Source organism: Labrys sp. HAY1-8F (assembly GCF_056754975.1).
In genome coordinates this window covers 1569343-1589127 of the sequence record NZ_JBPGWZ010000002.1, presented here as the reverse complement: position 1 = coordinate 1589127, position 19785 = coordinate 1569343, and the positions used below count along the sequence as shown (strand labels likewise).

The following is a 19785-nucleotide window of genomic DNA, read 5'->3' as shown; positions in this document are numbered from 1 at the left end:
CCTCCCCATTACCGCTAAGCATAATTTCCTGGCGAGATCCACGGATGAGCCTCGCCAGGAAATTCTGCAAATGTTTGATATCTTGCAGATTCTTCCTGATCGGGCCGGTGACCCGATCAGGAAGAATCTGCTTAGAGCAAAACACGTTCAGGTGTGAACGCTTGTTTGCTCTCATTCTCTGGTCCCGAGCCAACCATACGGATTGGCTGGATCGTCTTTGCGATTTGACGTGATTCAATCAAATCACAAAACGCGCTGGGCGTGGGCACGGTCATCACGCCGCCCTTTATTTATTGCCGTTGAGTAAATTCAAGATGAGCAAAGGTGTCAAGCATCATGCGACGGTCCTACCTGCCGGTGCACGAAGAACCCGTGCCGTCCTCTCACCGTTCCCATGGTCGCACCCGGATTGACGCCGGGCAGGGGGTATTGTCAGATCATTGCCGGGTGCCTGGCTTAACCGGCGCCATGGTGGTTGGATTATGCAATTCGATTTCAAAAACAGGCTGGTGCTGGTCAGCGGCGGCACCAGCGGCATCGGGGCCGCGATTGCGGCGGGGTTTGCCGAGGTCGGAGCTTCCGTGGTGGCTGCCGGCTTGCCCGGCGTGGCCGCGCCTGCCGGCATCGAGACGGTGGAGCTCGACGTGAGGGATGGCGCGGCCATCACGGCGCTGGCGGGGCGCTATCGGCGGCTCGATGTGCTGGTGAATGCTGCCGGTATCATCCGGCGCGGGGCCGAGCACGAACCGGAGGTCTTCGAAGAGGTCGTCGACATCAATCTCAACGGCACGATGCGCCTTTGCGCTGCCTGCCGCGGCGCGCTGGCGGCGTCGGGCGCCGGCGCCGTGGTCAACCTCGCCTCCATGCTGTCCTTCTTCGGCGGCGGCCTGGTGCCGGCCTACAGCGCCAGCAAGGGCGGCATCGCCCAGCTCACCAAGTCGCTCGCCATCGCCTGGGCGGGTGAGCGTATCCGCGTCAACGCCATCGCTCCCGGCTGGATCGAGACGCCGCTCACCAGAGCACTGGTGGAGGATCCTGCCCGCAGCGGCCCGATCCTGGCGCGCACCCCGCTCGGGCGCTGGGGCGTTCCGGCAGACCTGGTCGGACCCGTGCTGTTCCTATGTTCCCCCGCCGCCGCTTTCGTCACGGGCACGATCTTGCCCGTCGATGGCGGCTATCTGATTGGATGAAACCATGAGTGTGTCCGACCGCAAGCTCGACCAGAGCCGAATGCCCTATCAACTGCCCATGCCCGCGGAGGCGGCCCCCGAGATCGTGGTGCCGCATGTGCTGCCCGACGACGAGCGCGTCTGGGTGCCGCAGATGGAGAATGTCTGGTTTCGCCCGCTCTGCCTGCATGTCGGGCAGGGCTACTGGGTCAACCTGCTGCGCGTGCGTAAATCCGGCGTGCTCTCGCGTCACCGCCATCCGGCGCCGGTGCATGGCCATGTCCTCAGAGGGCGCTGGCATTATCTCGAGCATGACTGGGTGGCCGAGACCGGCTCCTATGTATTCGAGCCGCCCGGCGAGACCCATACCTTAGTGGTGCCGGAGGATTGCGAGGAGATGATCACCCTGTTCCACATCACCGGCGCCATGATCTATGTCGATCCCTGGGGCAAGGTGACGGGCTTCGAGGACGTCTTCTCCAAGATCGACATGTGCCGTGCCCATTATGCCGCCAATGGCCTGGGCGCCGACTATGTGGAGCGTTTCATCCGGCTCTGAGCGAGCCTATTTGGGGGCAGGGTGCTGCACCGGCGTGGCGGGCGTGCCGGCGCCATGGGGGCGGGGCGCCATGGCGAGTACGGCGGCTTCGAGCGACTTGTCGCGGTGCTTCAGGCAATAGCCGCGCAGATGCGCGCGCAGGCTAGCCGGATCGGTGAGGTCGGCAAGCGCGCGCTCGTTACCGAAATGACCGGGATTGGCCTTGGCATAGCCTTCGACATAACCGCTTGCCCAGGCGATGATCTGGCTGTCGAGAATGTCGCGACGGCGCACGGCGAAACCGCAGCGCATGTCGCCATAGTCGACGGCCTGGCTGACGGGTACATGCGGCTTGGCGGGTGTCGCGGGCTTGACGGCGGCAGGCGCGGCCGCCTCCGGTTTCGTCGGTGCCGTCTTGTCGGCAGGGGGCTTTTCTGTCGCCAGCGCCAGTGGAATCGAGAGGGCGCCTGCACAAAGGGCGCCTGCCAGGACTGCTGCCATCGTCACGCGCACATTCGCCTCCATCGCATTGATTTGCCGCGCCATGCTGCGCAAACAAAAGGGCAGCCGCAAGGCGTCAGTCTGGTGCAGAAACGCAAATCTTCGCCCGCCTGTCCTCGACACGCTGGCCACAACCGCCAATGTTCGGCATGACGGGCATTTGTTCTACGGAGCCGAGAGAAATCTGGCTGGGGCGGGAGGGTTCGAACCTCCGAATGGCGGAATCAAAATCCGCTGCCTTACCACTTGGCTACGCCCCAATCGGTGCGGCTCAATAAACGGTTCCCTCGGAGGCCGCAAGGCATGGCTACAAAAAAGCGCTACGAATTTCATCATCAAAAAAGCGCATATCCTGCTTGCGGCTCGGCGATGATCCCGCTATAGACCCGCCCACGACTGGAATACGGAGTGTGGCTCAGCCTGGTAGAGCACTACGTTCGGGACGTAGGGGTCGCAGGTTCAAATCCTGCCACTCCGACCAGTCGATTTTCCCGAGATCCAAGCCACAGATTTGCCAAATCCGTTAACGCCTCCATTGTGGCGTTTGCCGCGTGCGTGCGCTGCCGTCGATGCTGCCGTACTGGTACGTGAAGCAGTATTTTGGTTTCTTCCCTGTTTAAAGTCATGATGATACCGTCCTTGAGAGGTGCAGCGTCTCTGCCTTGCCAAGTATGACTGTGCGGATGCCTCAACGCTACGCAACTGTTACGTGGGTAACTGAATACAGTGTAACAATTTTATGACAATGCGCCGGCGTGCAATAGATTGCCGCTTGTTTAAGCTTCGTCGTTATTCCATCTCCGGCGTAGCGATATTGTCTTTAATGTGGCATTTGGTTATCTGTGCGATTAACGATTCGTTATGAGGATTGGGAATGCAGAAGCTGCTGGCCGTAGGCCTTTTTGTCCTGCTGGGTAGCTGCTCCAGCCCGTCCGACGGCCCGAGTGCCGGCAGTTTTCTCAATGCGCGCCAGCCTTATACGAATGAGCGCGTTCCGGTCATCGATATCACCTACGCTGCGCAGACGGCCCTGGCTCCGGGCGCCTCGCCCTTCGCCGGCACGCCTGGTCTTTCGAAACTGCGTTCCGCTGGATATACCGGCACGCAGATCAGCCGCGGCGACGTCCTGCAGATCACCGTGCTGGATACCGGCGAGGACGGCCTGTTCTCGCCGACGAACAGCAAGACGCTGGATCTCGGCCGCTTCACGGTCGACGACAATGGCTCGGTCGACATTCCTTTCGTCGGCAAGCAACGGGTAGCGGGTTCTTCGCCGGAGTCGGTGCAGAAGCGTATCGTCGGCAGCCTGAAGGGTTCTTCCGTCAATCCCCAGGCGGTCGTGACCATCGTCGACCGGCCCAATAGCGCGGTTGCCATTTCCGGCGCGGTGCGTGGAGCCGGCCGCATGGCGATGGCTTCGGGCAAGGAGCGCGTCCTCGACGTGGTGGCGAGGGCCGGTGGTGCCACCGGGCCCGCCAACGCAACGACGGTGACGGTGATTCGCGGCAATCAGCGCGCCGATCAGAGCCTCGACCAGGTGATGGCCGATCCCAAGCAGAACATCTATCTGCAGCCGGGCGATCAGGTCATCCTGGGTGGCGATACGCCGAGCTTCACCGCGATGGGGGCGTTCAAGAGCGCCGGCGAGTTCAATTTCGAACCCGGTCAGCTCACCTTGGCGCAGGCCATCGCACGTAGCGGCGGTCTGCTCGATGACCGGGCCGATTCCCGCTACGTCTATCTGTTCCGTAAGCGCGCCTATTACTGGACGACCAAGGATTGCGTGCTGGTGCGGCCATCGCCCTATGGCAACGGCACCATGCCGCCGCGGACCAATTGCCCGCAAGCCATGGCCTCGCCACCGCCGCCGCGTGCCGTGATCTTCCGCATCAACATGCGGGACGCCTCCAGCCTCCTGATGATGCAGCAAGTCCAGATGGAAAGCGGGGACATGCTGTTCGCCAGCAATGCCGGCATGGTCGATTTCGCCAAGCTCTTCACCGTGTTCCAGAAGAGCGTGCCGACGGCGGCGGCGCCGCAACCCTCGGGAGGAATACCCTCCAGCCCGCCTCCGGCGCCGGGTGTCTCGCTGAACCTGCCGTCTCAATAAGGCAGGAGGGCTTGAAGAAGCCTTTCAGTCGCCCCGCAGCATCGCCAAGGCGACGCCTGCCGATGACAGCCGCACCTCCGGATCAGGATGGGCGAGTTTCCCGGCGAGTTCTTGCAAGGGGTCTTCTCTCAAGGGGTCTTGGGCACCCTGGCCATCGGCGCATCGTTCCAGCAGCATCTGCAGGATCCGTCCGCAGGCATATAGGTCCGCCCGGCCATCGAGAGGCTTGCCGGCCTGCTGCTCGGGGGCACTGAAGCTTTCGCGGCCGGCCCTTGCCAGGTCGACATCGGCGTGGCGCTGCCCGGTTTCCAGAGCGATGCCGAAATCGGCGATGCGCAGCGTGGCGAGATCCTCGCCGTCATAGAGCAGATTGTCCGGTGCGAGATCGGCATGCACCAAACCTGCGGCGTGCACCGCTTCCAGCCCCGACAGCAGGGCGGCGGCGATGGTGGCGACTTCGTCGCGACGAAACGGGGCCTTCCGCATCCGATCGGAAAGGCTGGAGGGCAGCCAGTCCATCAATAGGGCCGGCCTGCCGTCGGCAAGCCGCAGGGCAGCGGTAGCCGCGGCGACATGGCGGTGGCGCAGCCTGGCGCCAAAACCGGCCTCGCGCAGCAGGAGGTCGCGGGCGACGACATTGTCGGCCTGATCCGGCCGCAGCGCCTTGAGGGCGTGGAGGGTGCCGAGGTCGCGATGGCGAAGCTGGTGAATCTGCGTGAGAGCGCCGTCATGGACCATTGCTTCCAGGGCAAAGCTGTTGGCGATGAAGGAAGTCTCCACCGCTTCCAGCCGGCCGACGCGCCGGTCGAGTGCATCGCGCACGCGATCGGCCAGCAGCCGGGTTTCGGCAGGCGGGCGCAGTTCGCCGTCAGCCTGGCTGAGCGCCTGCCACAACGCGGCAAAACGGGTGGCGATCGCCTCCAGATCTTGCGGTGGCGCTTCCCCGCTCATGCCGTTTGGACGGTCACGACGACGGCGCTGACATTGTCCCGCACATTGGCAATCAGGGCATCCTGGATCAGGGCGGCGGCGGCTTCCTTCGCCGGCTGCTCGGCGATGAGGGTGGCAATGGTGCGCTCATCGAGAACCCGGGCCAGTGCGGCACTGCAGAGCAGAAAGCGATCGCCCGGCTGTATCGGGTCATGCACGATCTCCGGTACCAATTGCCGAGGCGCCCCGATGCTACGCGAAAGCGCGAAACGCAGGCCGATCTCGACATGGTCGCGCGTCAGGCAACGCATCATGCCCTCGCGCATCAGATAGCAGCGCGCATTGCCCGCCCAGATCACGGCGAAATCCCTGCCCTGCATGGCGAGGGTAACGACGCTGGCGCTTGGGGGTTCCACGGCGCCGGGAAAGCGAATCGACTGCACTAGGCTGTGCGCGCGCCCGAGCTTGCCCTTCACATCCTGCACCAGGGTTTCGAGCCTATCAGCCGCTGAGACATCGGCCAGCGTGTTGGTGACGATCTTTGCTGCTTCCGCCGCGCCATTGCCGTCGCCGACGCCATCGGCAACCGCGAAAAGGCGAGGATTGTCGGAGACCAGCAACGCGTCGGCATTAACAGACAGGCGCGTGCCGGCATGGGTGGCATAGCCGCGCTCTATGGCAAGCAAGGGAGCCGGCGTTGGGGTGGATGGGGGAGGTGCTTTGGTCGGGACAGGGGGAGAATTAAGCTGTGAAGGTGGCTTCACGATGGGGTTGCCGCCTCTCAGGAGGCGCACGAAATCGCCGGCGCGTGGTGCCCCTTGGGTCTTGAAGCCGCTGGCTCGGCCCGTCTCGCTCTCTATGGTCCACCACAGCGATACACGGCCGTCCACGGCTCCGGGCGGCGGTGGAGGCGCGGATTTGGCCCGTGGAAGGCGCAGCCGCTTCAGCCCGGCCAGAAAGGCGGCGATGTCGAAGTTGCGCAGCGTGGAAGTCTCGGCAATCGCTTCGGCGGCCGTGAACCAGCTCTCGTCGAAACAGAACAGGCGGGCCGGCCCGTCATAGTTGCTGACCCTGGCTGCGATCACCAGTGGGAAGCTGCGGCCAACCCTGTCCTTGCTCGGCAGCAGGATGCCGACCATGGTGGCCCGCCCCCAGAGAGAACGCTCGATCACGAAGCGCCAAGGCGGTGTAGCGTGGAACAGGTCCTGCCATTGTGCGCCGAGCGTCTGTTCGCTTTCCTGCAGGCCTGATTGCAGCCAGTTGACGAGTTCGGTCTCGGCCTGGCGGCCGAGACCGGTCGAGACGAAATCGCCATGGCTCGGCACCTTGCCGAAAAAGCCGATACCGTCCTGCTCGGAAGGAGCCGCATGAGGGGCGCCGCGCTGAGCCATCGATCCGCCTTAGAACTGCGACGGGCACTTGAAATCCGCTATCGCCTTGAGGCGATAGGGATTGAGCGTACCGCCGAATTGCACCCGGAATTCGCCGCTCCTGCTATCCTGAGTGAAGCGGGCACGGAAGAGATCGGTGCCTTCCTCGGTGATGCCGGCCTTGTCGAGCAGCCGGAAGAGGGCCCATTCACCGGTCGCCTCGGATTTCCGACTAAAGTCGCCGGGGGTCAGCATCACCCAGGCACTGGCCGAGCTGTCCTTGGTCGGCCATTCGAAGATCTTCGCCTGCTCGATGCCCTTCACCGCGCGGATCGCCTCGCCCGGAGCGAAAGTGAAGACAGCCGAATTCGTCGCCTCGTTTACGGCGAGACCGGTTACGGTGATCCGGACGGAGGGCATCTCGGCGTCATTGGGGAAGAAAGCCTTGCGGATCTTGTCGGCATTCTCGAACTGGACAAGCGCCTCGCTCGCGATGCCCTCGCTGCCGGTGGCGCCCTTCCAGCGCCAGGGATTGGCCGTGGTGTCGACGAAGGGCTCGAGCTCTTCCTTGAAGAAGGTATGGAAGCGTCCCTTGGGGCCGAACAGGCGGGAAAAATCGGTCAGCGCCATGTCTTGCCGGGCGTTCCGGTCGAAGGGATAGCGCCCCACCATGATGGTGGAGCAAAGCCCGGCACCATCGGCCGCCCATTTGTCGGAGGCCTGATTGCGGGCGGTCCGGGACGACAGTGCACCGACATCGCCGGCGACACCGGCCATCAGGGTATCGAGCGGTGGCGGCAGGCGCCGGCTCTCTTCCTGCAGCGACTGGATAGCTGCGGTGAGCTGGCTGTCGACGTCGAAGATCTTGCTGACCGGCGCCGTCGAACTAGCGGCGCGCGAGAGCTGGGTATACATGGCGCTGAGCAGGGGCTTGAGGCCTGAGATCTGCGAGCGCGGCTTTTCCGAACTGTTGCCATCGCTCTGTTTGGGCGTCTCCAGGGCCTCCCGCAGACGGCCATAGGGATCGGGGACACTGATCGCACTGCTGTTCAACGCGGTGCTTTGGTTGCTCTGCTGAGCCGTGGCGACGGAGGCGTTCGCCGGGGGCCTGAGGTCGGCTGCGTTAGCAATGGAACGTGCCAGGGTCTCGATCGGACCGGGCTCGCTGGAGAGAACCCGAAGCGTATCGGCAGCATCGGCGAGCGACTGGAAAGGCTTTACGCCGAGATCGGCCAGCAGGCTGGCCCAGCGTTTCTCATACTGATCGAAATAAAGCTGCAATGCGGCCAGGGACAGGCTCTCCACCGTCATGCCGGCACTCGCGGGTTCGCCGCGCACCCAATGCTCGTCCAGCGCCTGGCGGGCAGCATCGGCGGCTTCGGGCAAGACGACGGAGCGATAGCCTTCGCCGGTGAACAGGCCGGGAATGCCTTCGCGCAGCGAGGCCTTGGATTTGCGCTGGAACACCCGTTCACCCAGCGGACCAAGTGCGTCGGCGGGAATCCAGGGCGCCAAAGCGCGGACCTGCCGGTTCTCCTCCAGGATGTCATAGGCTCGCGCTGCCAGGCTCTGCCCGCGGATCGCCTGCCGGGCCTTGGCGACCAGAGTCTGGTCGATATCGATCGGCGGCAGCCTCCTTGCCATCAACTGCTCGACATGCTGGAGAAGCTCGTTGCGAGCGGCTACCCGTCCCTCTCCGGGATAAAGGCTGTAGAAGATCTGCTCGGCTTCCTGCGCGGCGAATTTGGCGTCGACCTGGCCCAGCCCGCCGAGCATGCCGTAGAGCTTGAGGGCATCGAAGGTCTGGCGGACATTTGAGGTGTCGGCCAATTGCTTTTGCAACTGTACCATCAGGCGGGGCAGCAGCAGCGAATTGAGGGCGCGCTGATAGGCCTCGCGCTGCCGGCCCGCGATCTTGTCCCGCTGGTCCAGGCCGAAGCCAACTTGCCAAATTTCGGTGTTCGAGAAGCCGTCGCTCACGCCCCTGAGATCGTTCAGCGCGGGCAGGATCCGCAGGAAATCAGTGTCGGCGACATCCCGCACCGGGATGCCTTGCACCAGCCTCTCATAAGAATTGATGCGTTCGTCAGCCTGCGCCAAGGCGCGGGAATTCTGATAATAGGTCGCGATCCAGCTTGAGAAGACCACACCGAGCACCACCGCCGATGCGCCATAGACAACGCGGCGCAGCATCAACTGGCGGCGGGTCAGGCGCTTGTCGCGTGCGACAAGGGCAGCTTCCCCGAAGATGACCTCCTTGAACAGGCGCGGCAGGAAATAGCTTCGGCGCATGCGTGGCGCACCGGCCGCACCCGGCACCTCCGCCTGGGTACCGGAGGCGAAATAGATGCCGCGCAGCAGCGGAGATTCCACCAGTTTCGACCCGGCGCACAGTTCGACGAGCACCTCGTGCAGGCGTTCCTTGAGGGCGGCGAGTTCGGCGGGGAAACGAAAGATGCGTCCGCGCACCTCGCTGTCGGGTTCCTGTTGCAGGCGCTCGAGCAGCAAGGCGTCGACGCGCTGCTGAAGCAGGCTGAATTCCTCCAGGAAACGCTCGGGCAGGTTGTCTGCCTGGTAGCTTTCGTCGAGACCGAAGGTAGTGCCCCAGACCTGCTCGCGATCGCTGGCATTAAAGCCGTCGAAGAATTCCACGAAGCCGGTGAGCAGATCCGATTTCGTCAGCACGAGATAGACGGGCACGCGGGCCTGCAGATACTCGTCGAGCTCCGACAGGCGCTGGCGGACGGCGCGCACCTCTTCCAGCCGCGCCGTGGGTTCGCGGTTCAGGATGTCGGCGATCGACAGCGTGACCAGCGCGCCATTCACCGGCTGCGAGCGACGGTATTTCTTCAGGAGCGTCAGGAAGCCTTCCCAGCCGGCCTTGGAACTGCCGTTGAGGTCGTCCTGGGTGGTGTAGCGGCCAGCGGTATCGATCAGGATGGCTTCATCGGTGAACCACCAATTGCAGCTGCGCGTGCCGCCGATGCCCTGCACGGAATTGGCGCCGAGCGCATCGCCGAGCGGGAATTTCAGGCCTGAATGGGTGAGGGCCGTGGTCTTGCCCGATCCCGGCGCCCCGAAGATCACATACCAGGGCAGTTCATAGACATAGCCGAAGCGCTTCTTGGTGATACGGCGCAGCAGTGCCAGGGCCTGCTTCAGCCGGTCGCGAATTTCGCTGACCTCGGCCTGCTGGCTGGCGGCCGCCTCGGCCTCCGCGCTCTTTTCGAGATCGGCGACCAGCGCCTTGTCGCGCTTGCGCGCCTTGTAGATGCTGACGCCGATATAGGTGAGGCCGGCGATCAGTATGACGCTGATGGCGATCAGCCGATTGGTGGTGCTGGCCAGCGGATAGAATTCGCCATAGCCGATGAGGTGGCCGTAGAACCAGATGATGAGGCAGAGTGCCGCTATCCAGACGATGGGCAGGAAGCGCTGGCCGAGCAGGGTCCCGTAGGCTTCGACATAGGACCGGATCGTATAATAATAGCTGAGCGGGTTCATGGTGCGACGCTTCCCGGCCCTGTGACGTTGCGATCGACAACCGGCAGGCTCATCACGAGAGGCGAGCCGGTATAGCCGTCCTCAGGCCGGCCGATCACCAGGATCTCCGTGCGGCGGTTCTGCGCGCGTCCGGGTTCGGTATCGTTGGAAGCGATCGGGTCGGCCTCGCCCCGCCCTTCGGTCGTGACGCCATCGCGAGCATAGGTCTTCAGGATGTTGCCGACGGCATCGGCCCGCTCCTCCGACAATTGCTGATTGGTGCGGGCGCGCCGGTTGCCGTTGAACGGCCTGTTGTCGGTATAGCCGATCACCTTCGCCTTGAATTGGGCTGTTGCCAGGGCGGTGCCGATCTTGTCGATCAGGTCCTGAAAACCGGGTTTGACATCCGCCTTGCCCGTATCGAACAGGCCGGCATTGTTGATGCGGACCAGCACATGGCCATTGTCGTTCCACAAGCTCACGAGCTTCTTGTCGACCTCCGGCTGCAGGAAGTTCATGAAGCCGCGCAGGCGGGTCACGCCCGCAGGCTCCGGGGGAACCTCTGCCTTGGCCTGGACCTGAACCGGTGGTGGCTCCTTCGCCTTGGGCGGCGGCTCGATGTAGATGCTGGGCGCTTCATTGGGCGGCAGATCACCGAGGCGCGCGAAGGTGCCGTCGGAGGCCCGGTCGAGCGACAGCGAAAAGAAGAGGTAGCCGAGCCCGAACAGGAGGGCGAGGATGCTGAGCAGCGTCCATAGCGCCGCGGCGGTGCGCAACGGCTTGTGCCTGGCGGCAACGCCGCGCCAGTGTGGGGACAATTCACGCTCGAATGCGCCATATTGGCCGAGCAGCGTCTTGTAGAGGCTGTCGCGGATGCGGCTGAGCTCGAGGGCGCCGCGCGGGGAGACGCGGGTGCGGCCTTCGAAGGCGAGCGACAGGCACAGATAGATCAGCAGCAGCAGGTCCTTGTTGGCGCCCGGGCTCTGGTGGAAATGGTCGAGCAGGTCGAAGACCTTGTCGCCGCCGGTGACATCCATGTGATAGGTCGAGACGAGGCCCGAGCGGGCCCAGCCGGCGCGCACGCCCCAGGGCTTGCTCAGCACCACGTCGTCGACAGTGGCGCACACGACATAATGGGCGGCGCGCGCCCGCTCCGGGCTGACGCGGGCACCGGCGAGATCGTGCTCGTATCGGTTGATTGCTTCCGTAGTGGTGCGGCGAAGCTGCTCGATGTCGGGCTGGTCCGCGGTGTGGCGCAAGGCATGGGCGAGGTTGAGCAGGGGAGCGGCCGAGGCTACGATGGTCGGCACTTCTTCGCCGCCGAAACGGAAATTGCGCACCAGCGTATCAGTCGACCAGCCACCCGACCGCAGCGGCTCGGCCGGAGCCGAGCCATCCTGTGGAGCGTCATCCAGCATCTCGGCCATCTTGCGTGCCGTCTGCTGTTTCTTGGCGCCGTCTTCGGTGAGCTCAACCACCGTCGGCAGGGACTGCCAGGGGGCTGTCGTTGCCTTGTTCATCGGCTGGCGTCCTTCACTCCCTCAGGGCCCACAGTTCCATCTCCAGGCTCGGAAAGTCGCCGGCGAGATGGAGGGCGATGGCGCCCGAGGTATCGAGCTGTTTCCACAGCGGGTTCTTGGTATCGAGTTCGAAATAGATCGTGCCCGAGCGGTAGGGCAGTTGGCGCGGCAGCACCGGCAGGGGCCGGACGGGAATACCAGGCAAGGCGACATTGACCAGTTCGGCGATGCGCTCCACCGGCCCGACCTTGATCTGGGCGGGCAGGCGGCGGCGCACGTCCTCGGCCGGCATCTCGGCCCTGACAGCCAGCACGAAGCCGGCATCCTTGAGCAAAGTGCGATCGTTGATGGTGCCGACCCGCACGCCATGCCGGCGTTCGGCGAGCTCAATGGCAACGGCGGCCTGCTCGAGCACGGCCGAGAGCGAGGTCCTGAGATCGTCGAACACCGCGGCGAAGGTTGCCTTGAGATCTTCGTGCCGATAGGGCGGAAACTCGCTGGCGCGCTTGGAATCCATGGTGAAGGTGGCAAGTTCCCCGGCGAGCTGGATGCAATGCTCATAGAAGGTCATCGGGTGTATCCGCGTCGCGTTGGCCGCGATGTGGCTGAGCAAGGGATCGGCCCGATTGAGGATATGGAGCAGGAAGTAATCGCCGACCTCGGCCGTGCCGCGGATGGTGGGGTCGCCGATGCGCTCGGCGATGGCCGTCGCGCGATGGCGCACGATGCCGAGGAGTTCGGTCATGAGTTCGCCGAGCCGCGCCTCGGCAGCGCAGTTCAGGCTGGGCGCGATATAATCGGGATCGAGCAGCACGGCCTTGTCCGAGCGCACCTCGATGACGCGGGCGATGCCGATCAGCTCATAGCCGGCGAGGTCATCGCCGCTCTTGAGATAGCGCAGGCTCAGCCGGCCGACATCGATGGGTGCCATGAAGTCGGTCTCGACATTGGCGTCGGGCGCTTCGTAATGCGAGGCGACCACCCTGACGCCGGGCGAGGAAGCGCCCCCATTGATGGCGATGTCGGCGCGCCCGGGCCGCCGGGCCGGCAGCGCCAGATAGATGATGGCGTTCTTGGTGGCTTCGTCGAGCTCCAGCGGCGGCGGCAGATCGGTGTCGAAGGGAGCCTCGAAAGGCGTGCCGTCCGGCAGGGTGCCGCGCAGATTGGCCAGGGCGAACTGCCCGATCGCCAGGGCGCCGCGGTCGATGCCAATCTCGGCGATGCCCCAGGGATAGGCGGCAAGCTCACGCGTGGTCGCACGAACCAGCCGCTCGGTCCAGCGATCGGCCTGCTGGAAATGCTGCACGCGAAGGAACATGCCTTCGCTCCACGCAACCCTGTTCTCGTTTCTCATGCGACTTCGTCGTCCTTGCTTGTCGTGCCGTCCGCCGTCCGGGGCGTCTGGCCACCAGCCGGTTCGTTCCTAACTTGGCCAAGCGAACTCAGCATTGCCCTGCGGAACAGGTCTCGGACTGAAAGATCCCGGCCGTCGGCGTTGAACTGCCGTCGATAGGTCTGCCAATAGGCCCCGTTGCGGCGCCAGGGCAGGCCGATCGTCCGGGCATCGGTGCTTGCCTCGATGATGCGCGGCTCCAATTGCGGGCTGACCTCGCGCACCAGGGTGCCGAGAGCCTCCGCGAGTGCCTGCTGTCGCGTGAGCAAGGTCTCGAGCCGCGCCAGCATGGCCTCTTCCCGATCGAGACCGAAGAGATCCGGAGTTTCCGCCAGCGATTCGGTGCCGATCTCGAATGTGGCGAAAGCCTTTTCGAGGGTTTCCTCGCACTGCGCCAGCAGGCCTTCGCAGCGTGGCTGCCAAGCAAAGACAGGTGTCAGGTCGGCAAGGAATTCGGCGGGATCTTCGTCCCGGTCCGAAGAGGGAATTGCCTGGGTCGTATCGTCGTTTGCCGGTGCTGCTTCGGAGTCGCTCTTGCCGCGGTCGCGCGTCATGGGCACGGAAACGAAGGTGGCCCGGCCATGTTCGAGGCGATTGCCGTAGTCGAAGTCCTCGTTCCAGTCGTTGGGCAACACCGGCTTGATCGCCTTGGGATCCGGCGGGCCATTCCAGCCGATCTCGACATGGCGCGAGGAGGGCGCCGCTTCAGCCTTGCGCCCGGCAGGACGGGAAGCATTCGCCTGCGGCAAGGGCCAGTCGTCCGAAACGCGTCCGCCCATGACCCCGGTCGCGGTCTGCCCGCCCGGTGCGATATCGGCAAGGATGGCGGTGATCGTCAGATTCTCCTCGCTGACCACGAGGCCCGCTGCGGGGTCGACGATGTCGCGGTCGGCCTCGCCGATGACGGATACCGAGAACGCCTGGCCGCCCAGTTCAAGGCGCGACTGATGCCTGAGGCGGGCGGTCTCGCCCTCCAGGACCAGGATGCCGTCCACACGGGTGCCGTTGGCGCTTTCATCGCGCAGCAGATAGCCGTCACGATCACGCAGAATGGTGCAATGATGTTTGGAAAGGGTGCGGCCGGCGTCAGGCACCTGCCAGTCGCAATCGACCGAGCGGCCCAGTGTTCGGCGCCCCCGCTCCAGAATCCAGCGTTGGCCGCCTGCCCTGGTTCCGCTCTCTTCGACCTGCTTGAGTTCCAACCGCATGGCCATCTCCTTACGAGACCGGTTGCAGCGTTGCTTGACGCTCGGTGATGACGGCGTCGTCGCTGTCCCGAGCTGCCGGCGCGCTCCGCGCCCAGCTGTTCCAGCCCAGGCGTGGCGGATCGCCCGCCTGGCCGAGCTGGCAGAAGGGAACATGCTCCTTCTTGAGAACGACCTGGATGTCGAAATCGAGCCCGCAGCCGATGAACAGGCGCGTGAGCGCGAAGAGCTCGCCGATATTGCGGCTGCCGGGCGCCAGCGAGAGATAGTCCCGATAGTCGAGTGGGCCGATCACCACACGGAAGGTGCTGGAAAGATCCCGGATAGCCGAACCCGCCATGGCATCGACGCCGAGCCGCACCGTGGCCTCGCGTGTCATCTGGCTTTGTTCAGGCTCGGGCACACCAAGCCAACGGCCCTGGAAGAGCTCGATCTCAACCGGCAGGCCGCTGACCTCGCGCAGCATGGCCCTGAGATTGCTGACATTGCGGGTGCGTGCCGCAAAGAAGCCGCTGAACCGCAGCAGCACATCGTCCTCGACGTTGCTGCGCTCCCGCAACCTGGCGGTGCCGAAGCCGGTGAGGGACAGCAACGCCCTGATGAAGCCGTTGCGGCCCTCGCGGCTGCCCCAGCGCAACAGCCGGGCAAGCCGATATTTCTCGCTGGCATCGACGAACAACTCGTCCATGCGGGCGCCGAACAGCTGCAGGAAGGCCGCGAGGGAGGAGGATTTGTTACGCTCCTCGCGCATGATGAGTTCATTATAGGTCGGCGGCAGCGAGCCCAGCGGCCCGGCAAGCCCGGCCAGGGCGCTACGCAAGGTGGCCTGGCCTTCCTTTCGGCGAAACTCCGATACCGGGAGGGCAGCTGGTGAGACGCCCGCATGCGCGGTGATAGCAAGCTGCCCGTCCGCCGCCTGCTCTTGCGCCGCCTGGGCGACGCGAAAAGCCGTGGTCGGCTCGAAGCGGCCGGGGTCGCGTTCGAGCAGATCGGCAAGATCATCTGAGCTACGGTCGGGAAGCATGGTGCGCGAAGGTCTCCTAGAGCAGGGGGCGTTCGGCCGCCCGGGCGGGCCAGGTGGCGATCGGCTTGGATTGGCCCTTGATGGAGACCGTCAGCCGCGTGAAGCTGTTGACCGAGGTGTAGAGGCCGCAAAAGCGATCGAGCACGCTGCCGAACAGGAAGGCTGATGGGCGATCGATCGCGGCCGGATCGAACTCGATCGCGATCTCGGTGCCGGGCACCATGCCGCCCCGGATACGGGCGGTGGCAGCCCTTGCCTCCACCTGGATGATGGCATCGACGAGCTGGCGCGTCTCCGGCAGGTCGCGGAAGGCATAGAGCGACAGGATGTCCTTGAGCGCTGCCCCGCCATTGTCGAACAGCGAGACATGATTGAGCAGGAGATGCGACATCAGCCGCCAGTTGCGGCCGTCCTCGTCGTTCATGCGCACGGCCGGCGTGGGCGCGATCAGCGCCTCGATCCGTCCGACCGCCTCGTTGCCGGCCGCGAGCTTGAGATGTGGATGGCCGCCACCGAAGGGCAGGCGCTCGGGCAAAGCGCGATTGAGACACCAGGCATCGACGCTCGCCACGGCATCGAGATTGCCGGTGGCACGACGATTGTGGTCGACGAAGGCGATGTCGAGGTCGCAGGTGCCGTCGTCTGGGTCGAAGCGGCGATAGCTCTGCCAATAGGCGGCCGCCGCGCCTGAGCGCTGGGTGCGCCCGAAGAAGGGCTGGCAGGATTGCTGCTCGCCCTTCGATCCAGTCAACATCACCCGCTCGACAGCATAGATCTCGCGCGTCTTCTGCCGCCGCGAGTCGGACAGTAGCCGATATTCGGTACGGGTGCCGTCGAGCGCGAGGGGCTCGCAGGTCTGGCGGAACAGATTGACTACCGGCGTGGCATGCAGCACCAGGTCCCGGGCCGTAACCGAGCGTTCCAGCTTGCCGTCCGTCTCACCGAGATAGACGAAGATCTCCAGCCCGTCGCCGTGCCAGCGCTGCAGTCCGTCGATCTCGAAGAACAGGAATTTCTGCGGCAGCGCGAAGAATTCCGTGAGCAGGCGATAGCCGGTGAAGCTCGTGCTCGGATAAGGCAGCATCGTCTCGTCTGGCGAAAAACCGACCGGCTTGAGATGATCGGCCGGCAGGAAGATCACCTTGTCATCGTCGGCGTGCCGCGCCAGCGCGATTCCGAGCGTGTGGTTTGCGAGCAATTCGTAGAGCGCGCTTGCTTGCCGCCAGGGCGAGGCGATGTGAAAGCGCAGGCGCTTGAGCCCGAGTTCGGACAGGGGCCGGCGGCCCGCCAGCGAACGGATCGACAGTCGCAGGCAACCGGCCGCGCCGGCATGGCGGGAGAGCGGTGCCTGGATCGGTTGTCCCGACAGCGAGACCGCGCTGACCTCCACCGGTGCGATTTCGACGTCCTGCGTGGTCAGGAAGCGGCAGGTCTCGCCGCCGACCGGTTCGGCCTGAACTTCGGTATGGCGCAGCAGAATCTGCGCGGCGGCCAGCGTCTCGCCGGGCGAGAAGCGCATGATGCTCATGGAGGGTAGGGGCGCGAGATAATGCGGGTAGAGCGTTTCGAGCAGGCCATCGGTCAGCTCGGGAAACTCGTCGTCCAGTTTCTGGCGTACCCTGGCGGCGGAATAGGCGAAGCTCTGGATGAGGCGCTCGACATGGGGATCGTCGGCAACCTCGCCGGTCAGGCGCAACCGTCCGGCGATCTTGGGGAAGGCATCGGCAAAGCGCGACGCCCGTCGGCGCAGGGCCGATAATTCCTCGTTATAGCGTCGCAGAAAGCCCTCAACCATGCGCCGCCTCCACCTGGAAGCGCTGGCTGGTGGGATCGATGGTGGACTCGAAATTGATCGGCGGCATGCCGTCATAGAGGCGGAAGGTCGCCTCTATGCGCATACGCAGCGCTCTTTCGCCCTGGGTGCGGTTCTTGAGGATGGTGACGCGTATGTTCGACAGCCTGGTCTCGAACAGGGCGATGCGCCGCTCGATGGCGCGCGCCAAATGCAGCTTGGCCTCGTCGGTTACAAGGTTGGCTGAGACGATGCCTTCCACCCCGTAGCTGACCAGCGCATCCTTGAGTTCCGCCAGCTTGTCCGGCGGGCTTGTCGGACAGCGCCTGGTGTTGAGCAGGGCTTCAAGGTCGCGGCGGATGGCTTCGCGCATCTCGCGTGCCTGATCCGCGAGGCTCAGGGCAGGGTCCCGAGGGAGATCCGGGGCTGCGTCGAGCAGCCGGTCCAGGATGGAGCGCGACAGGACCTGCTCGCGGGCCCGGAAGCGTTCGAGCGGATCAACCATGGGCAGCCTGCTTCTGCCTGATGATTTCGGGCATGCCCAGGCTCTGCATGTCGTGGAAGGAAACCAGCTCGTCACCAGCGAGGAAGCAACGCTGGCCGCGGCCGGCGGTGATGCCGCTGGGTTCTGTGATCCATTCGGTCTCGCGCCCCAGCAACAGCGTCTCGCGGTCTTCGGTGCCCTGATAGATCGCTGGCAGCAGGACCGAGGCGGAGGCGCCGTCGGCCAGCGACAATTCTGCCCGGCGGAAAGCGAGGTCGCGTGGCCGGGCGATCGGCTCCACCGCCACGGAGGCGATCTTGGCGAAGTCGATCCACAGATAGGACCCGCCCGTCATGATCACTTCGAGCGCATGGGGAACCCGATCGTCCAGGTCCCGGAAATCGCCGACCGGCTTGCCGTTCCACAGCATCGGCCGTTCACCGCGCAGTCCGTCCAGGGCCGCCAGCGCCGGCCCTGCCGGGCTGCCTTCACGGTTGATGATGGCGAGTTCGATTGCCGCCCTGTCGAGTGCGCTTGGCCCATGCGGAAATTCGGGGACGGCACCGGTCTCGAACCAGGCCTTGCGGGCCGCCATGGCGCGCAACTGATTGCGGAGCAGGGCAAAGCCCATGGTATCCTGCGGCGCCAGGGTCACGGCGAGGCTGCATTGCGTGTCGGCCCGCTCATAATCGCCGGCGAGGATGAGCAGGTCGATATAGAGATGACGGGCATCCTTGTCGGAGGGGTGGGCCCGCATATGCTCCCTGGCGTGGTCGAGCGCCTGACTCAGTGCCCCTTCGGAAAGAGAATTGGCGATGCTGGCGGCGAGCGTCATGCTGTCATCCTTCTGGGCAAAGAAGCGGTATCGACGCTGCTCGTCGGCGGCGCCATTTCGGCGATGAGGTGGAAGCTGGTCGAGACGTCGTCGAGCTGGAAATGCGGTTGCAGCCGCACCGTGCAGATGAAGGTGCCGGGCTTGCCGGGCAGTTCCTCCACGCTGATACCGGCCGAGCGCAGCGGATAGCGGGTGCGCAGCGGCAGGTCGGCATCGTCATTGCCGAGCGTGTAGCCCGACAGCCAGTCCTCGAGCTTGCGCTGCAGCGAGGCGGCATCGGCCAGCCGGCCGACCTGGTCGCGCATGATCACCTTGAGATAATGGGAAAACCGCGAAGCGCAGAGCACATATTGCAGCATGGCAGCGAGACGGGCGTTCTGGCGCGCGTTCTCGTTGGCGTAATGCTGCGGCGCATGGAGCGATTGGTTGGCGTTGAAGATGGCGCAGGCGGACATATAGGTGGTGCCGATCGGCACCAGGCCGTGATCGCAGAACTGCTGTTCCTGGCCGCCCGTCAGGCGAACCTCGACGGGCGCCTGGGCAGACAGTCCCTGGCTCTCCGTGCCGAAATCATAGGCGGCAAGTTCGGCGCTGCTCAGCATGCCACCGTCGACGGCATCCTGGGTAACGCCGCGAATGTCGGCGAACCAGCCGAAGTGAATGAAGTTGCGGATGACGACGCTTGCGAAGGCGAAGGCGCCATTGCCCCACAGCAGGCTGGCGCCGTCCTGCGAGATCGCCTCGCGGAAGGGAAAGCCATCGTCGCGCCGGCGCGAATAGGGCTCATAGGGCTGCCGCATCAGGATGCGTGGCGCGACCAGTCCGAGAAAGCGGGTATCCTCATGGGTCCGCAGGCGGTTCCAGCGTATGCGGTCGGGACTGGTGTCGAGCCAGTTGAGATCCTGCACGCGGTTGAGTTCTGAAAAGCTCTCCAGCCCGATCGCATGGGGTGAGGCGGCCGCCACGAAGGGGCAGAAGGCCGCTGCGGCCACCAGGGCCAATTGGGCAAGTGTGCCAACCACATCGCCATTGGCCTGGGGATCGGTGGGCGAGAGGTGATAGTCCCCGACGAGCAGGCCATAGGGCTCCCCGCCGGGCATACCGAATTCGCGATTATAGACCAGCTCGAACAGGCGGCTCTGATCGAAATCGGATGCGCGCTCCATGGCGCGTGCCAGCTCCTTCCAGCTCAGGCTGAGCAGCTTGATCTTGACCTCGCTCGAGCGCGAGGCCGCGCGCACCAGCATCGCCAGCCCGCGCCAGCGTGCTTCCATCGCCTGGAATTCGGGATGATGCAGGATCGCGTTGACCTGGCGATTCAATGCCTCGTCGATCAGGGCGATGAGCTGATCTGCTCTGCCTCGCAGCAAGTTCTCGAACCTATCGTCGGAATGGGCTTTCCTGGGAAAGCCGAAGGTGCCGCCGGGCAGG

Annotated in this window: 15 protein-coding genes and 2 tRNA genes; 4 read left to right on the top strand and 13 right to left on the bottom strand. The window is 64.6% G+C overall.

Going from position 1 to position 19785, the window contains the following annotated elements; genetic code table 11:
• Positions 1–482 precede the first annotated feature (482 nt).
• Both ACR9ZN_RS16295 and ACR9ZN_RS16290 read left to right on the top strand, forming a co-directional pair.
• Entirely contained in the window at positions 483–1190 is a 708-nt protein-coding gene (locus tag ACR9ZN_RS16295) for an SDR family oxidoreductase (RefSeq protein WP_434957445.1), read from the top strand.
• Positions 1191–1194: 4 nt separating this feature from the next.
• Positions 1195–1728, top strand: coding sequence for a 2,4'-dihydroxyacetophenone dioxygenase family protein (locus tag ACR9ZN_RS16290; protein WP_481272676.1), 534 nt, complete (start codon positions 1195–1197; stop codon positions 1726–1728).
• Positions 1729–1734: 6 nt separating this feature from the next.
• Here the strand turns inward: ACR9ZN_RS16290 and ACR9ZN_RS16285 are convergent, their stop codons facing one another.
• The gene (locus ACR9ZN_RS16285; RefSeq protein ID WP_434957443.1) at positions 1735–2214 is read right to left on the bottom strand and encodes a hypothetical protein; all 480 of its coding nucleotides are present in this window, start codon (positions 2212–2214) and stop codon (positions 1735–1737) included.
• 179 nt (positions 2215–2393) lie between these two features.
• Positions 2394–2468, bottom strand: a tRNA-Gln gene (locus tag ACR9ZN_RS16280).
• A gap of 144 nt (positions 2469–2612) precedes the next feature.
• On the opposite strand from ACR9ZN_RS16280, the gene ACR9ZN_RS16275 reads away from it, so the two are divergent.
• Positions 2613–2689: transfer RNA gene (locus ACR9ZN_RS16275), tRNA-Pro, on the top strand.
• A gap of 393 nt (positions 2690–3082) precedes the next feature.
• Positions 3083–4318 carry a polysaccharide biosynthesis/export family protein gene (locus ACR9ZN_RS16270; RefSeq protein ID WP_481272675.1) on the top strand — a complete coding sequence of 412 codons (1236 nt, stop codon included), beginning with the start codon at positions 3083–3085 and terminating at the stop codon, positions 4316–4318.
• Positions 4319–4342: 24 nt separating this feature from the next.
• Here ACR9ZN_RS16270 and ACR9ZN_RS16265 read toward each other — a convergent pair whose 3' ends face one another.
• Genes ACR9ZN_RS16265 through tssC form a run of 11 tightly spaced genes read right to left on the bottom strand, consistent with a single transcriptional unit; the run spans position 4343 to position 19784 of the window.
• Positions 4343–5269 (bottom strand): protein kinase domain-containing protein, encoded by a 927-nt coding sequence (locus ACR9ZN_RS16265; RefSeq protein WP_481272674.1) that lies wholly within the window; start codon positions 5267–5269, stop codon positions 4343–4345.
• A complete protein-coding gene (gene tagF / locus ACR9ZN_RS16260; RefSeq protein WP_481272673.1) occupies positions 5266–6639 on the bottom strand; it encodes a type VI secretion system-associated protein TagF in 1374 nt (457 codons plus the stop codon). The genes ACR9ZN_RS16265 and tagF overlap by 4 nt, the downstream gene beginning before the upstream one ends.
• A gap of 9 nt (positions 6640–6648) precedes the next feature.
• Entirely contained in the window at positions 6649–10122 is a 3474-nt protein-coding gene (tssM, locus tag ACR9ZN_RS16255) for a type VI secretion system membrane subunit TssM (RefSeq protein WP_481272672.1), read from the bottom strand.
• Entirely contained in the window at positions 10119–11621 is a 1503-nt protein-coding gene (gene icmH, locus ACR9ZN_RS16250) for a type IVB secretion system protein IcmH/DotU (protein ID WP_434957438.1), read from the bottom strand. Before icmH ends, tssM begins: the two co-directional genes overlap by 4 nt.
• Positions 11622–11634: 13 nt before the next feature.
• A complete protein-coding gene (tssK, locus tag ACR9ZN_RS16245; RefSeq protein ID WP_454815052.1) occupies positions 11635–12975 on the bottom strand; it encodes a type VI secretion system baseplate subunit TssK in 1341 nt (446 codons plus the stop codon).
• Positions 12972–14222, bottom strand: coding sequence for an FHA domain-containing protein (locus ACR9ZN_RS16240; protein ID WP_454815050.1), 1251 nt, complete (start codon positions 14220–14222; stop codon positions 12972–12974). The genes tssK and ACR9ZN_RS16240 overlap by 4 nt, the downstream gene beginning before the upstream one ends.
• Positions 14223–14232: 10 nt before the next feature.
• Positions 14233–15243 carry a type VI secretion system baseplate subunit TssG gene (gene tssG / locus ACR9ZN_RS16235; RefSeq protein ID WP_481272671.1) on the bottom strand — a complete coding sequence of 337 codons (1011 nt, stop codon included), beginning with the start codon at positions 15241–15243 and terminating at the stop codon, positions 14233–14235.
• 16 nt (positions 15244–15259) lie between these two features.
• Positions 15260–17038: a type VI secretion system baseplate subunit TssF gene (tssF, locus tag ACR9ZN_RS16230; protein WP_481272670.1), complete on the bottom strand. Its 1779-nt coding sequence runs from the start codon at positions 17036–17038 to the stop codon at positions 15260–15262.
• Positions 17031–17540, bottom strand: coding sequence for a type VI secretion system baseplate subunit TssE (tssE, locus tag ACR9ZN_RS16225; RefSeq protein ID WP_441770514.1), 510 nt, complete (start codon positions 17538–17540; stop codon positions 17031–17033). The genes tssF and tssE overlap by 8 nt, the downstream gene beginning before the upstream one ends.
• Positions 17533–18354: a type VI secretion system accessory protein TagJ gene (locus ACR9ZN_RS16220; RefSeq protein WP_481272669.1), complete on the bottom strand. Its 822-nt coding sequence runs from the start codon at positions 18352–18354 to the stop codon at positions 17533–17535. The genes tssE and ACR9ZN_RS16220 overlap by 8 nt, the downstream gene beginning before the upstream one ends.
• Positions 18351–19784: a type VI secretion system contractile sheath large subunit gene (gene tssC / locus ACR9ZN_RS16215; protein WP_481274362.1), complete on the bottom strand. Its 1434-nt coding sequence runs from the start codon at positions 19782–19784 to the stop codon at positions 18351–18353. The genes ACR9ZN_RS16220 and tssC overlap by 4 nt, the downstream gene beginning before the upstream one ends.
• Position 19785 lies beyond the last annotated feature (1 nt).